We start from the raw sequence: 13,699 nt of genomic DNA, 5'->3' as shown, positions 1-13,699 counted from the left end.
TTGGTCATCAGAAACCGAGGCTGTCCAGCAGGTCGTCGACCTGATCCTGGCTTGCCACCACGCCCGCTTTGGTCGCGTCGAGCTGCGGGCCGTTGAGCAGGCTTTCGTTCTCGCGCTTCGGACGGGAGGCCGGTTCCGGCATGTTCTCCAGAAGCACCATCAGCAGCTGGCGCTCGATCTCCTGAATCACATCCATCATGCGCTTGATCACCTGACCGGTCAGATCCTGGAAATCCTGCGCCATCATGATGTCCAGCAGCTGCGCGTTGGTGAAGCTGGTGTGGCCCGGCACGTCGCCGAGGAACTGGCGGGTATCCGTCACCAGCTCGCGGGCGTCCGCCAGCTCAATCGGGTTTTCAAACCACTCGTCCCAGCGCTTGCTCAGGGATTTTGCCCCTTTCTCCATCGCGTCCTGGTGCGGCTGCGAGGCTTCAACGCTGTTCAGCGCGCGCTCCGCGGCCTGAGCGGTCATCTGCACCACGTAGTCCAGACGATCGCGGGCATCGGGAATGGCTTCCGCCGCTTCGGCGATGGCCTGATCCAGCCCCAGCTCGCGCAGGCTGTCGCGCAGCATACGCGTCAGGCTGCCAATGCGGGCAATGATGTCGCTGGGTGAATGTTCTTCAACGGGTTTCATAGCAGGTTGCATCATCACTACCACCTCACATGCCGAGTTTCTCGAAGATCTTGCCGAGCTTCTCTTCCAGAGTCGCGGCGGTAAATGGTTTCACCACATAACCGCTTGCGCCCGCCTGTGCTGCCGCAATGATGTTCTCTTTCTTCGCTTCCGCGGTCACCATCAGAACCGGCAGAGAGGACATGTTGCCGTCAGCGCGAATGGTTTTCAGCAGCTCCAGACCGTCCATGTTGGGCATGTTCCAGTCAGAAATCACGAAACCGTAACCGCCCGCCTGCAGCTTGTTCAGCGCATCCACGCCGTCTTCCGCTTCTTCAACGTTGTTGAAGCCCAGCTCTTTCAGCAGGTTACGCACGATGCGTCGCATGGTGGAAAAGTCATCCACAACCAAAAACTTAAGCTCTTTATCCGCCATAAAATAATACTCCTGAGTCAAATACGTATTGCCTGTCCGGCACTGATTTTCGCCAGCATCTGCTGGCTTACCTGGCTAAGATCGACCACTTCGCTCACGCCACCCATATTGATGGCCTCGCGCGGCATGCCGAACACCACACAACTTGCTTCATTCTGCGCAATCGTCCAGGCGCCAGCCTGGTGCATCGCTAACATTCCGGCGGCGCCGTCGTTGCCCATCCCCGTCAGGATCACCCCAACGGCGTTGCGCCCCGCGTGTTTCGCCACCGAATGAAACAGCACATCCACCGACGGACGGTGCCGGTTAACCGGCGGCCCGTCATGAATTTTGATTTGATAGTTCGCCCCGCTGCGCGCCAGCTCCATATGCTTATCTCCGGGCGCGATATACGCATGTCCCGGCAGCACGCGCTCGCCGTCTTCCGCCTCTTTCACGCTGATTTGGCACAGCTTGTTCAGGCGCTCGGCGAAGGAGCGGGTAAAGCCCGGCGGCATATGCTGGGTAATCAGAATACCCGGGCTTGAAAGCGGCAATGGCTGGAGTACATGGCGAATTGCCTCTGTTCCGCCGGTTGACGCGCCAATCACTAACAGTTTTTCCGAGCTGAGCAGCGGGCCGGCCTTCAGCGTCGCGGGCGCCGCCATCGGTTTATGGGCGGCGAGCTTGGCCCGCGAGGCGGTGCGGATCTTGTCGGCGATCATCTCGCTGTAGGCCAGCATCCCTTCGCGAATGCCGAGCTGCGGCTTGGTGACAAAATCCACCGCCCCCAGCTCCAGCGCGCGCAGGGTGATTTCAGAGCCCTTCCCGGTCAGGGACGACACCATCACCACCGGCATTGGACGCAGGCGCATTAATTTTTCGAGGAAATCGATGCCATCCATGCGCGGCATTTCTACATCCAGCGTCAGCACGTCGGGGTTATATTTCTTGATTAAATCCCGCGCAACCAGCGGATCCGGTGCCGTCGCCACCATCTCCATATCGCTGTGGCTATTGATAATTTCGGTCATGATCTGGCGCATCAGCGCCGAATCATCGACTGACAATACCCTGATTTTACTCATGCTTTTTCCTTACTCAGCGCATATACCGTTTGCCCACGCAGGCTAAACTCACGCACGAGGTTGCTAAAGTTTTCCGAGTGCCCGGCAAACAGTAAACCGTCCGGCTTGAGCAACGGAACAAAGCGGCGCAGGATCTCCTGCTGCGTCGTTTTATCAAAATAGATCATCACGTTACGGCAGAAGATGGCGTCAAACGGCCCCGGAACGTTGTACTGCTTGTCCAGCAGGTTTACGGGGGCGAACTCCACGCAGTTCGCCAGCTCCTGACGCACGCGCACCAGCCCTTCGTGCGGGCCGGTGCCGCGCATGAAGTAACGCTGAAGCTGCTGCGGCGACAGGGTTTTCAGTTCGTCCTGGCGATAGACGCCGTTGCGGGCCTTCTCCAGCACTTCGGTGTCGATGTCGCTGGCGTAGACCTTCCAGCGCCCCGGCGCCATGCCGAGGGTGTCGGCCAGGGTGATCGCCAGCGAGTACGGCTCTTCCCCGGTCGAGGCCGCCGCGCTCCAGACGCGATACTCGCCGCTGCGGCGGCGGGCGTGCTCCGCCAGCACCGGGAAGTGGTGGCCTTCGCGGAAGAACGCGGTCAGGTTTGTGGTCAGCGAGTTAATAAATGCCTGCCACTCGGCGCTGTTCTGGTTCGCTTCGAGCATGCTCAGATAGCGACCAAAATCGTCCAGCCCCAGGGTGCGCAAGCGCCGCACCAGACGGTTGTAGACCATGTCTCGCTTATGATCGGCAAGCACGATCCCCGCACGCTGGTAGATCAACTGACATATCCGACGAAAATGCGCGTCGGACAGCGCGAGGCGCTGTGTCATCTGCAACAGTAATGACGTTTGCCCTGAGGGCATTGGTGATGTCATAGCGCCTTCTTAATCACATTCAGGATACAACTGGCACGGCCTGCGACCGCCCGACTTCTGTTACTGCTTCAACGTGCTCGTTGACGTTAAACACCGCTACCAGCCCGGTCAGACGATCCGCCTGATTCGCCAGCTGATCGGTGGCGGCGGCCGCCTCTTCAACCAGCGAGGCGTTCTGCTGCGTGACCTGATCCATCTGGCTGACGGCCTGGGCCACCTGCTCGATGCCGCGACGCTGCTCATCGGACGCCGAGGCGATTTCGCCCATGATGTCGTTCACTCTTGTTACTGAGGTGACGATCTCGGTCATGGTTCTGGCCGCCGTGTCCACCAGCGCCGAGCCCTGCTCAACCCGGGAGACCGATTCTTCAATCAGCACCTTAATCTCTTTCGCCGCATTGGCGCTGCGGCTCGCCAGGTTACGCACCTCGCCCGCCACCACCGCAAATCCGCGCCCCTGCTCTCCGGCGCGCGCCGCTTCCACCGCCGCGTTGAGCGCCAGAATGTTGGTCTGGAACGCAATGCCGTCAATCACGCTGATGATGTCGCCAATTTTCTGCGAGCTGGCGGCAATCTCGTGCATGGTGTCGGCGACGTGAGAAGCCTGGTCGCCCCCGCGCTTCGCGGTCAGCGCCGCCTGTTTTGACAGGTCGGACGCCTGGCGCGCGTTGTCGGCGTTCTGGCTCACCGTGGCGGTGAGCTGCTCCATGCTGGCCGCGGTTTGCGCCAGCGACGCCGCCTGCTGCTCGGTGCGCGACGAGAGATCGTTGTTGCCTGCGGCAATCTCCGAGATCCCGGTGTGCATGGCGTAGCTGCCCTGACGCACGTCGGTCACCGTTTCGCGCAGCGACCCCTGCATCGCCTTCAGGCTGGCAAAGATCGCCGAAATTTCGTTCTTCCCGTAAACCGCCACCGGACGCGCCAGGTTGCCCTTTGCGATGCTGTCAAAGTGGCTGCTGATAATCGCCAGCGGCTGCACAATCATCCTGCGCGACCACCACAGCGCGACGCCGGTCAGCAGCGCCGCCAGGATCACCACCGCGGCAAAAATCACGCCGGACATGCGGTAGCTTTTCCGGCTGTCTTCCCCCGCGCGCTCCACGAAGGTGTTGATGTCCTGCTGCCACGCGTTGAAGCTGCCGTCGAACGCCGCCTGCGAGTCCTGCACCGGCGCGGTCAGGAAGTCGGAAAGCTGGTTATTCTCAAGCCAGGTGGCCTGGTGATCGAGATCGGTATGCCACTGCTCAAAGTTCTTCTGCATCGCGGTCTTCAGCGCTTTGCCTTTTTCACTCACCGCAGCCTGGGCGTTAAACGCTTTAAACTGGGCGTCGGCCTGCTTCAGACTGTTACGCGCCGTCGCCATCAGCGCCTTAATATCGTCCGGCGGATAGCTCAGCGCGGTTAAGGTTCCCGCCTTGTTCAGCGCAGTGCTTGCCTGCAACAGCACGGCACGGGTTTGTGCCAGTGCGGAGCGCTGTTGGTTACTCGCCTCAACTTCCTGCAAATTCTGATAGCCATCGCGAAACGCCCAAAAAGACAACCCGTTACTGCCAACCTGCAACACACCACAAAGGATCAGAATCAAAAACAGTGTGGTCGAGATACGAATACGATTTAACATCCACGCTCCCAATAAGCGGCAAGCAGCCGCGGTTTAAATGTCAGTCAAAATGTTTCCCAGTTTTCATCTTGTCCGGTCACCGCGGCGCGGGAGCGAGTGGCTACCGGCGCGGGGGTGGTCTCGCTGTAAACGGCACGCGAGCCGACCGTGTTGGTATTTTTTGAAGCAAGACGGAACGCCGAGACAGCCATTTTCAGGCGGCTGGCCTGGTCTTCCAGCGCAGCGGCCGCCGCGGCGGACTCCTGCACCAGCGCGGCGTTTTGCTGCGTCACGCGATCCATTTCCGATACCGCCAGGGCGACCTGGTCGATACCACGACTCTGCTCGTCCGATGCAGAGGCGATTTCACCCATGATGTCCGTCACGCGAGTGACGGCATTCACGATGTCATTCATGGTTTCCCCTGCGCTTTCCACCAGCACGGAGCCGGTATCGACGCGGGAAACGGAATCTTCAATCAGGGATTTGATCTCTTTGGCGGCGTTGGCGCTGCGGCTGGCGAGATTACGCACCTCCCCGGCGACTACCGCAAAGCCTCTTCCCTGCTCCCCAGCGCGGGCGGCTTCCACCGCGGCGTTTAGCGCCAGAATGTTGGTCTGGAAGGCAATGCCGTCAATCACGCTGATGATGTCGGCAATCTTCTTCGAGCTGTCGGCAATTTCGTGCATGGTTTTCACCACGCCGTCCACCACGCGGCCGCCGCGCTGGGCGGTTTCGGAGGCGCTTTCGGCCAGCTTCGACGCCTGACGGGCGTTGTCGGCGTTCTGCTTCACGGTGGCGGTCAGCTCTTCCATGCTCGCCGCCGTTTCTTCCAGGGCAGAGGCCTGCTGTTCGGTGCGGGAAGAGAGATCGTTGTTGCCCATCGCGATTTCGCTGGTGCCGGTGTAGATCGCGTCCGAGCCTTCGCGGACGTTGGCGACGGTTTCAATCAGCGAGCGCTGCATGTGGTCAACGCTGTTGGCCAGCTCGGTGATCTCGTTGCGCCCGGACACGGTCAGGGTTTTGGTCAGGTCGCCGCCCGCGATCTCGCGGATATGGCCAATGACGCGGCCCAGCGGGTTAAGCAGGATATGGCGAATCCCATACCAGACCGCCACCAGCACGATCACCAGCGCCAGGGCCAGCACCGCCATCTGCCATTTGGCAAAGCGGTAGTCGTTCTGGCTTTCGGCAAAGGCGCTGCGGTAGAGGTCGCTGCTCGCTTTGGCATATTCCCCGAGCGCCGCGCCGAGGGCGTTTTGCATCCCCTGGGTTGGCTGGGCGAAGTAGGCGTCCATGTTGCCGCTTTCCAGGAACTGGATCAGCTCGGTCAGCCCGGCAAAGTAGGCGTGATATTTTTCGTCGATATTCTGGCTCACCTGCTCCATCGCAGGCTGCGGGGTGATTTTTTTGAAGGCGTCGTAGTGCTTCGCGGCGTCCGCCAGGGTGGCGCGGGCGTTTTTCAGCAGGTCGGTTTTGGCGCTGCTCTGCTGGTTGTTCGGGTCCATCATCATGCGCGCCGACGAGCGGCTCAGGTTGATGCGCGTTTGCAGCATCAGGTCCCACGTCGAGGTGAGCTCGCTTTGCTGTACCCGCAGATCGTTAGACGCGGCGAAGCTGTCCTGGTTTTGTTTTAACGACGAGAAAAACAGGCCGCCGGAAATAAGCTGAAGAAGCGCGAAAATGACCAGCACCATCATAAGCATCGTGACAACGCGAATACGGTTCAACATACAACACCTTCTCATAGATTTATTAACGGTGTTATCGGCACTGAGCACAGGAACTTTACATTTGAGAAAGGGAAAAGCGCGGGGTCAGAAGGCAACGTCAACGATCAGCGTATCGGAATAGGTTCCGGCGGGCGGCGTGGTCTGGTTGGTCAGCACTTTGGCGGTGTAGTTATAGGTGCGCAATAACCCGTCGGCGCTGACCTGCGAGGAGGCCGAGCTGGCCCAGCGCTCGCTCCCGCTGCCGCCCCAGCGGTTGGCCGTCGCCTCTTTATAGATGTCGTAGCTCATGTAGCTGGTGCCGTTCACCATACGACGAACGTTGTTCAGGGCGTTGGCGCCATTGTTAATTCCTATGGTGTAAGTGCTGCCTTTGGTGCAGGTGACGGCGATGGCCTGCGAAATGGTCGGGAAGTTCTGCACCAGCGGCGCGCTGTTGAAGTTCACGTCCGGGGTGGTCATGGCGCTGCAGTCGTTGGTGACGGTCATGTTCAGCAGGATGGTGGTGGTTGCGGTGCCGGTTTGCGGCGTCAGGCACAGCCCCGCCGCGCCCACGGAGCAGACGCTGTAGTTAATGCTGAACGTCAGCAGCACCTGGTACGGCCCCGCCGTCACGTTTTGTCCGGCGACGGTGCGAAAATAGAGCGGAATGTTGTACTGCTTCGACCCCAGCAGCCCGAGCAGCGTGCTGCCGCTCCAGGTATAGGATTTGCTGATTTGCACTTCGCTGCTTCCGGAACAGCCGGACAGCCCGCACAGCCGGGTGGGGATCGCGTCGGTAATCGTCGCGTTATCGGTGCGCTTCATGGTGGCGCGGCTGCTGGCGAAGACCGAGGCGCTGGTGTAGGTGAGCGTGACCGAGTCGTTGGTCAGCAGGTTGAGCACCGCGTCGCAGGAGACCACCAGCGTGCCGGTGGTTTCCACCTCGCTCGTGCCGCTCAGGGCAAAGGAGGTGACGCTGCCAAACGCGGCGTTCACCGTGCTGACGGTACAGGCCGCCCAGCCGCCGCCGGAGAACATCAGCAGCGCAAGGGCCAGCAGCAGGCGCCTCACGGTGCCTCCCGGCAGGTCAGCGGGCCGTAGGTTTTAAGCTTGTGCTCCGGGTTAGCGTCCACGGCGAGCGTGGCGGTGCAGCGCTTGCCGTCCGGCGTGGTGACCTCCAGCGCGTTTACGTCGCTGAGATCTTCCAGCCAGGCGATGCCGTCATAGCCCACCACCGCACTGCTGCGAGAGGCGCGTCTGACCTGGCTGCCTACCGGGATCGCCTGCCCCTGCGCGTCATGCAAAATCACGCTCGCCACCCGCTCCTGCTCCATGGGGAAATCCACCAGATAGCCGCTGTGGCGGCGAATAGCCACCCGCCGCTCGGTCTCTTTCAGACGGGTATCCGCCGGAAGATTAAGGGTGTCGATGCTGTAGCTCGCCGGATAATAGGCCGACACGCCGCTCACCAGCAGGTAGCCGTTGCGGTTGGTTTTGCCGACGGGCTGGTTTTCATAGCTGACGGGCACGTCCGGATGTCCGTCGGTGCTGATCACCACGAAGGCATCGTTGATTTTATTGGCGGCAAAGAGTTCGCCGTCCATCAGCACCAGGGAGCCCATCGCCTCGCCCCACCAGGTCATCATGTCCTGCTCGCCGTAGCCGCCCCCCTGCACCTCGACGTTGCTGTTGCGCCAGCCGAGCGTGGCCTGCTGGTAATTGCTCGAGCGCGACTGGTTCGCCCAGGCCATGTTCCAGCTAAATCCGCCGTCGGACGGCATCGAGTGGTTGTAGTTAATGCGCTGGGTATTGCCGGAGTCCGGGGTGTTTTCAAAGGTGACGGCGGCGCTGTCGCGCTCCCCGAGCGGCACCTGCAACGACATTGCCACCGTCCAGTCGCCGCGCTGCTGGTCCCGGCTGGCGGCGAGATAAATACTGCTGCTGCCCCACAGGTTGCGGCTCCAGGAGAGGTTGAGCAGCTCGGTTTTCTGGCTGTCGAAGCTTTCAACGCCAATCCACGCCGCGCCAATATTGCCGAACTGCCCCATGTTGAAGGTCAGGGAATACTGATCGGTATTGCGGCTCAGGCTGGCGACGGGCTTGTTGTTTTCATCGTAAACGGTGGGCTGGTCGTACAGCGCCAGGTTGCCAAACCCCCGGTCGCGGCGGGTGTGCTGCGTGGCGACGCTGAACTCGCTTGTGCTGTACTGGTATCCCCAGTTGATTTGTCCGCCCTCGTCCCCGCGCATCCGGCTGCGGGTGTATGACGAATTGACCACCCCAAAGCGCCCGAGCTTCACGACCGTTCCCGCCCCGCCCAGCGCCAGCTCTTCGGCCGCCTCGCCGTGGCCTTCGAGCGTCAGCCAGTCGGTTACCCCGTAGCGGTACGATCCGCTGCCCGCCGCCGGGCCGTAGTCGAAGTTCTTAATTCCGTAGTTTCGCCGCAGGCTGCCGAGGGTGACCGCCCCGTCGCTCAGCCCCGCCTTGAGCAGATCGCTGGTGACGTAAAACGGCAGCGTGGTGCTGACCTGCCGCCCGAGGGCGTCGGTGGTGATCAGCACCGCATCCCCCGCGCCGTTGATGTAGGGCAGATTGGTGAGCGTGAACGGCCCCGGCTGGAGCTGCGTCGAGCCGGAGCGATAGCCGTTAATAAACAGATCCACCGAGGTGGGCACCGCCGCTTCCCCCGAAAACTCCGGCAGCGGCCAGGTGACCAGATCCGGGCGCAGGGAGAAATCGCGGCCATAGCTGATCCCGCCCATGCGCACGCTGCTGCTCCAGCTCAGGGCGTCGCTGATCACATCCCCGGCGCTCCAGGTGGTGGCATCGTCTTCATGCGTGACCATCAGGGTGGTGTCGTACCGAACGTACCCCTCCTGCTGGCCGGCGTTCCCAGCGAAGTTTTCCCGGGCGTAGCCGGTCGAGGAGAAGGAACCGTTTTCGTTGAAGTAGCGGAACTCGTGCCACAGGGAAGCCTGGCCACCGGTATGTTCCGTGTGGTTGGTGTAGAGGTCGTAATTGAGCAGCGCGCCGGTGCCGTAGTGCGGCTTGCTCTGGGCATTTTGCCCGCTGAACGGCGTGACCCGCGCCGCGATCCAGTCGCGCGGGACCGTCAGCAGCAGGCGCTGCCCGGCGCTGTCATACTCGACGCGTACCTGGGAAAGCGTCGAAAGATTAACCTCCCCCGTCGGCACGTGCTCCGGCGGCAGCCCCGCGCGCAGCAGGTCGGCGCTGGAGATAAAAAACGCCCCGCCGCGCTGGGTCACCGGCGCAACCAGCCCGGTATCGTAGTGGTTGAGCACCACGGTGAGCTGGAATTGCGCTTCGTCGTTCAGCGCCCGGGCGTCCGGCGGCGGCGGTAGACTGTCATCGCCGGGCTCGGCCCAGGTACTTGTCGTGACGCAGAGCAGGATAATCATCGCGGGCTTCAGTTGACGGGCGTCGACTGCCATTGCGTATCCCTGGCATTAATCTGCGCGCTCATCCGGTCCGGGCGGGCTATCCCGGCGGGGATCGGCCAGCTTCGGATGCTGTCCGGCAGGACATAGCCGAGCAGCCCATCCGCAACCGTGCGTTTTTGCCCCCCCTGCTCCAGGGTCACCTGGCTTAGCCTGACGTGAACATCCCCCGTATTGCGCACCTGCAACGCGGGTTTCCCCTCCTCGTGAACCACTCGCCAGCTCAGGTTTTGCGTCTGCGCCAGCGCGTGGTGCGCCCCTTCTTTAATGGTCGGGATCCCCTGTCCATAGACGAACAGCGGAATGGAGTAGCGCATTTGCAGCTTGAGGCCAATGACGGGTTCCGCTTTGGCATCCGCCTGGGGAATTTCGTCGACGATAATGCGGTAGGCCTGTTCGACGCCCATCGGGACATCGCTTTGTTTAATAAGGCGGATAAGCTGCTTGCTGCCTTTGGCGATGGTGACGATCGGCGGGCTGGCGACCACATCCTGCTGGGCGGTGTAGCGCTCATAGCCATTTTCCTGCTTCCAGCGCACGATGCGCACCTGCATGGTGGTGGCGCTGTTGCCCTGATTTTGCACCCACAGCTCTGTCGCTTTGGTGTCCGCCGAAAGCCAGGGGTCAATCGGCCAGAGTAAAATGGTCGCCGCCGCTCTTGCGGGATTTGTCATAACCGCAGGCGCACAGCATGCGGCCAAAACGCAAACTTGCAGTAAAGATACCTTCATCCACCTTCTCCCTGTATCACCATGACAACGTCACGGTGAGCCGATCGGAATATGTACCCGCAGGGCTGAACCCCGTCAGGAGCGCCACGCCAAACAGCGGCAGCGCAATGTTGTTACTGTTGGTGTAGCTCACCGCGACGGCCTGGTTGACCCCGATCTCACTGTTGGCCGCCAGCGAACTGCTGCTGTAAAGCCGGTAGCCCACCACCTCGGTTCCGCCCGAGCGCTGCATTTGCCGCACCGACGCGTAGTGCTGCCCGCCGTCAATGCTCATGGTCAGCCCGACGCCCGGCGTGCAGGCTATCGAGAGCGACCCGTTTGGCACAAAGCTAGTATTCACCGGGGCGCTTTCAACCCCGGTGTGGGTGCCAAAATCCAGCGTGCCGAGCACGCCGCCCGTTCCGGCCGTCACGGAACATCCCGGAACGATGGTCGCGCTGACCTTAAAGTTCTGCTGCGTAACGGCCCCCGCCGGGAAGCAGATAAACGCCCCCGCCGACAGCGCAAAAAAAGCGTGCAGAAATCCCTCTGCGGCGGCGCGCAGACGTAAAAGCTTTGCCTTCATGGCGGGCTCGGGGGTTAGTAGGTCACGCTGACGTTAATGGTGTCGGTGTAGGTGCCCGGTACAACCGTGACGCTGTTGCCGCCGCCGGTGATTCGCCCGAAGAGGGTGTAGCTGTTCACCCCTCCGGCGGTGGAGGCCACCGGGATCGCCGCGTTGTTCGCGATCACGTTATTGAATCCGCTGTCGCTGTAGAGGCTGTAGGCCACCCCCTGAGCGGCGTTGGCGGTGTTGACCAGATACCGCGCTGGCGTGCCCGGCGTCCCCACCACGGTGCCCGGGGCGGTGGAGTTGGTGTTACCGGTTATCGCCACCGTGTAGCTGGCGGTGGTGCACTGGATGGTGAAGGTGTTTCCCCCGCTGGCGCCGGTGAGCTGGGTGGTGAGCGTGGAGAATGTCGCCGGATGCGTACCAAAATCGAGCGTCCCGAAGTTGATGCCGTTCTGCGTTGGCGAGCCGTTAATCAGGCAACCGTTGGTTAGCGTCAGGGTCGCGCCGATCGTCCCGCTACTGGTCACCGCCAGCGCCTGCTGGACCATGACGGCTGACAGCATGGTGCCCGTACAGATCAAAAGGAGTTTTCTTTTCATTTACTGCCCTCCAGAAGATATTTCTGCTCGCTTTTCACATTTTATTAATTGCACTCAACATGTTAGCCCCGCTTAACTTTCCTCTGAGGGGGGTTATTAGGAATTTAGTTTATGGTCACCGCTTCAACCACTCGCGCCATCCCCTGTACGACTTTTACCTTATTGACATAAAATTCACTTAAAAAACATTTGGTTAACGAATTAAAAAGTCATTAAGACGTTTCTTACTTGAAGATATATCCACAAAAACGTGATGTGAGTCACAATATATCGTTGCAGCACCAGCAACTAATTTAATAAAAATTAAAAACTAGTTGTAACTGACCCTGCTTTACTTCAATTTATGTGCTGAATGAATTCCTGTGCAGATATAAAAATTAAATATGCATTTGCACAGGAGAGATCCTAAGTGCAAAGAGGGTATTTTTTCGTGGCAAGTGCAAACAAACTCACACTCTTCATCGTGATATTCATGCTGGCGGGTATTCTTTCAGGGGCAGCGATACACGAGTACGCATCACAGGACGTGATTACCGCGTGGTCGGATAACATCACCCTTCTCACCGATATTTTCCTTCGTCTGATCAAAATGGTTATTGCCCCGCTGGTGTTCAGCACCTTAACGGTCGGCATTATGAAGCTTGGCGAAACCTCCACCATTGGCCGCGTGGGCGGCAAGGCGATGGTGTGGTTTATCAGCTCCTCCGTGCTGTCGATTCTGGTGGGGCTGTTTATCGTGACGATGGAGCATCCCGGCAGCGGCCTGAACCTGGCGATCCCGAAAGAGTCGGTGGATACCGGTCTGGCGGTGGGCGGTATGACGCTGAAAGGGTTCCTGTCCCACACCATCCCAACCAGCATTGCCGGGGCGATGGCGAATAACGAGATCCTGCAAATCGTGGTGTTCTCAATGTTCTTCGGCATCGGCGGCGCGTCGCTGGGCGAGAAATTCAACGCCCCGCTGGTTGCCGCGCTGGATGTGGTTTCCCATATCATGCTGAAAGTGACCGGCTACGTGATGTACGTTGCGCCGCTGGCCATTTTTGCCGCCATCTCCTCGGTGATTGCCACCCAGGGGCTGGGCATTCTGCTTAACTATGCGTCGTTTATCGGCGGGTACTATGTGGCTATCGTGCTGACCTGTCTGGTGCTGCTGGCGGTGGGCTATATGGTGCTGAAAAAGGAGATTTTCCGCCTGGTCAGCATGCTGAAAGATCCGGTGCTGGTGGCGTTCACCACCAGCAGTTCCGAGGCGGCCTACCCGAAAACCCTGGAGCAGCTGGTGCGCTTTGGCTGCTCGCGCAATATCGTCTCCTTCGTGCTGCCGATTGGGTATTCGTTTAACCTGGTGGGCTCGATGGTGTACTGCTCTTTTGCCTCAATGTTTATCGCCCAGGCGTACAATATTCACCTGAGCTTCTCCGAAGTGACGGTGCTGATGCTGACGCTGATGCTGGCCTCCAAGGGGATCGCGGGCGTGCCGCGCTCTGCGCTGGTGGTGCTGGCGGCGACCATTCCGAGCTTTAACATCCCGGTGGCGGGTATTTTGCTGCTGATGGGGATCGACCATTTCCTCGATATGGGGCGTTCAGCGATTAACGTGCTGGGGAACGGCATTGCGACGGCGATGCTGGCGCAGAATGAGGGGCAGATGGAGGTTGAGGCTGAGCTGGTGGAGCAGGAGGCTTAATGGGAGTTACGGTGGGGGGACGGTGGTATTGTTTCGTTCACCTCATGACCGGCAGAAAATAAGACGTTCATAGCCTGTGAACGAGATAAGGGGGCCACCGCGGCCCCCTTATCAATCCCCGCGGCCCCGCAAAAAATCGGTGCTTCGCACTGCGCTCACCTCCCGACCCTCTGCCTGCGGTCGGCTCAACTCGACATCCTGTCTCGATTCGCCTCTGGCCGCCATCCCTGGCGTCCAGCCCTTGTCATCCGGTCTCCGGTTCGCCGATTTCGGCGGGGACTTAACGCCTGAAAGCTAACGCATCGTCTGATGCCCTCACCCCAGCCCTCTCCCACGGGGAGAGGGGGTATAGACATCTTCAGACAATAACGAAG

General features: G+C 60.2%; 12 protein-coding genes. 1 reads left to right on the top strand and 11 read right to left on the bottom strand.

Going from position 1 to position 13,699, the window contains the following annotated elements:
* Positions 1 to 7 precede the first annotated feature (7 nt).
* The 11 genes from cheZ to AB6V08_RS15500 all read right to left on the bottom strand — a co-directional run bounded on the left by cheZ (position 8) and on the right by AB6V08_RS15500 (position 11,635).
* Positions 8 to 652 carry a protein phosphatase CheZ gene (cheZ, locus tag AB6V08_RS15550; RefSeq protein WP_368543730.1) on the bottom strand — a complete coding sequence of 215 codons (645 nt, stop codon included), beginning with the start codon at positions 650 to 652 and terminating at the stop codon, positions 8 to 10.
* A gap of 10 nt (positions 653 to 662) precedes the next feature.
* Entirely contained in the window at positions 663 to 1,052 is a 390-nt protein-coding gene (cheY, locus tag AB6V08_RS15545; RefSeq protein ID WP_368543729.1) for a chemotaxis response regulator CheY, read from the bottom strand.
* Positions 1,053 to 1,069: 17 nt separating this feature from the next.
* Positions 1,070 to 2,119 (bottom strand): chemotaxis response regulator protein-glutamate methylesterase, encoded by a 1,050-nt coding sequence (locus AB6V08_RS15540; RefSeq protein ID WP_368543728.1) that lies wholly within the window; start codon positions 2,117 to 2,119, stop codon positions 1,070 to 1,072.
* Positions 2,116 to 2,982 (bottom strand): protein-glutamate O-methyltransferase CheR, encoded by an 867-nt coding sequence (gene cheR, locus AB6V08_RS15535; RefSeq protein ID WP_368543727.1) that lies wholly within the window; start codon positions 2,980 to 2,982, stop codon positions 2,116 to 2,118. The genes AB6V08_RS15540 and cheR overlap by 4 nt, the downstream gene beginning before the upstream one ends.
* Before the next feature lie 19 nt (positions 2,983 to 3,001).
* Positions 3,002 to 4,603 carry a methyl-accepting chemotaxis protein IV gene (tap, locus tag AB6V08_RS15530; RefSeq protein WP_368543726.1) on the bottom strand — a complete coding sequence of 534 codons (1,602 nt, stop codon included), beginning with the start codon at positions 4,601 to 4,603 and terminating at the stop codon, positions 3,002 to 3,004.
* A gap of 44 nt (positions 4,604 to 4,647) precedes the next feature.
* On the bottom strand, positions 4,648 to 6,315 hold the full coding sequence (tar, locus tag AB6V08_RS15525) for a methyl-accepting chemotaxis protein II (protein WP_368543725.1): 1,668 nt from the start codon (positions 6,313 to 6,315) through the stop codon (positions 4,648 to 4,650).
* Between the two features lie 84 nt (positions 6,316 to 6,399).
* A complete protein-coding gene (locus tag AB6V08_RS15520; protein ID WP_368543724.1) occupies positions 6,400 to 7,365 on the bottom strand; it encodes a spore coat protein U domain-containing protein in 966 nt (321 codons plus the stop codon).
* On the bottom strand, positions 7,362 to 9,746 hold the full coding sequence (locus AB6V08_RS15515) for a fimbria/pilus outer membrane usher protein (protein WP_368543723.1): 2,385 nt from the start codon (positions 9,744 to 9,746) through the stop codon (positions 7,362 to 7,364). The genes AB6V08_RS15520 and AB6V08_RS15515 overlap by 4 nt, the downstream gene beginning before the upstream one ends.
* On the bottom strand, positions 9,722 to 10,426 hold the full coding sequence (locus AB6V08_RS15510; protein WP_368543722.1) for a molecular chaperone: 705 nt from the start codon (positions 10,424 to 10,426) through the stop codon (positions 9,722 to 9,724). The genes AB6V08_RS15515 and AB6V08_RS15510 overlap by 25 nt, the downstream gene beginning before the upstream one ends.
* 73 nt (positions 10,427 to 10,499) lie before the next feature.
* The gene (locus AB6V08_RS15505; RefSeq protein ID WP_368543721.1) at positions 10,500 to 11,048 is read right to left on the bottom strand and encodes a spore coat U domain-containing protein; all 549 of its coding nucleotides are present in this window, start codon (positions 11,046 to 11,048) and stop codon (positions 10,500 to 10,502) included.
* A gap of 14 nt (positions 11,049 to 11,062) precedes the next feature.
* A complete protein-coding gene (locus AB6V08_RS15500) occupies positions 11,063 to 11,635 on the bottom strand; it encodes a spore coat U domain-containing protein (RefSeq protein ID WP_368543720.1) in 573 nt (190 codons plus the stop codon).
* A gap of 430 nt (positions 11,636 to 12,065) precedes the next feature.
* Here AB6V08_RS15500 and AB6V08_RS15495 point away from each other — a divergent pair, with 430 nt between their 5' ends.
* Positions 12,066 to 13,325 carry a dicarboxylate/amino acid:cation symporter gene (locus AB6V08_RS15495; protein ID WP_368543719.1) on the top strand — a complete coding sequence of 420 codons (1,260 nt, stop codon included), beginning with the start codon at positions 12,066 to 12,068 and terminating at the stop codon, positions 13,323 to 13,325.
* Positions 13,326 to 13,699: the final 374 nt, after the last annotated feature.

Source organism: Enterobacter soli, assembly GCF_964208575.1.
Lineage (GTDB): Bacteria > Pseudomonadota > Gammaproteobacteria > Enterobacterales > Enterobacteriaceae > Enterobacter > Enterobacter soli_A.
Note: the sequence above shows the minus strand (reverse complement) of the source record. Positions and strands in the feature narration are given on the sequence as shown.

Excerpts from the sequence above, each read along its gene's own strand:
- cheZ (WP_368543730.1), bottom strand. The coding sequence starts at position 652 with ATGATGCAACCTGCTATGAAACCCGTTGAAGAACATTCACCCAGCGAC.
- cheY (WP_368543729.1), bottom strand. The coding sequence starts at position 1,052 with ATGGCGGATAAAGAGCTTAAGTTTTTGGTTGTGGATGACTTTTCCACC.
- AB6V08_RS15540 (WP_368543728.1), bottom strand. The coding sequence starts at position 2,119 with ATGAGTAAAATCAGGGTATTGTCAGTCGATGATTCGGCGCTGATGCGC.
- cheR (WP_368543727.1), bottom strand. The coding sequence starts at position 2,982 with ATGACATCACCAATGCCCTCAGGGCAAACGTCATTACTGTTGCAGATG.
- tap (WP_368543726.1), bottom strand. The coding sequence starts at position 4,603 with ATGTTAAATCGTATTCGTATCTCGACCACACTGTTTTTGATTCTGATC.
- tar (WP_368543725.1), bottom strand. The coding sequence starts at position 6,315 with ATGTTGAACCGTATTCGCGTTGTCACGATGCTTATGATGGTGCTGGTC.
- AB6V08_RS15515 (WP_368543723.1), bottom strand. The coding sequence starts at position 9,746 with ATGGCAGTCGACGCCCGTCAACTGAAGCCCGCGATGATTATCCTGCTC.
- AB6V08_RS15510 (WP_368543722.1), bottom strand. The coding sequence starts at position 10,426 with ATGACAAATCCCGCAAGAGCGGCGGCGACCATTTTACTCTGGCCGATT.
- AB6V08_RS15505 (WP_368543721.1), bottom strand. The coding sequence starts at position 11,048 with ATGAAGGCAAAGCTTTTACGTCTGCGCGCCGCCGCAGAGGGATTTCTG.
- AB6V08_RS15500 (WP_368543720.1), bottom strand. The coding sequence starts at position 11,635 with ATGAAAAGAAAACTCCTTTTGATCTGTACGGGCACCATGCTGTCAGCC.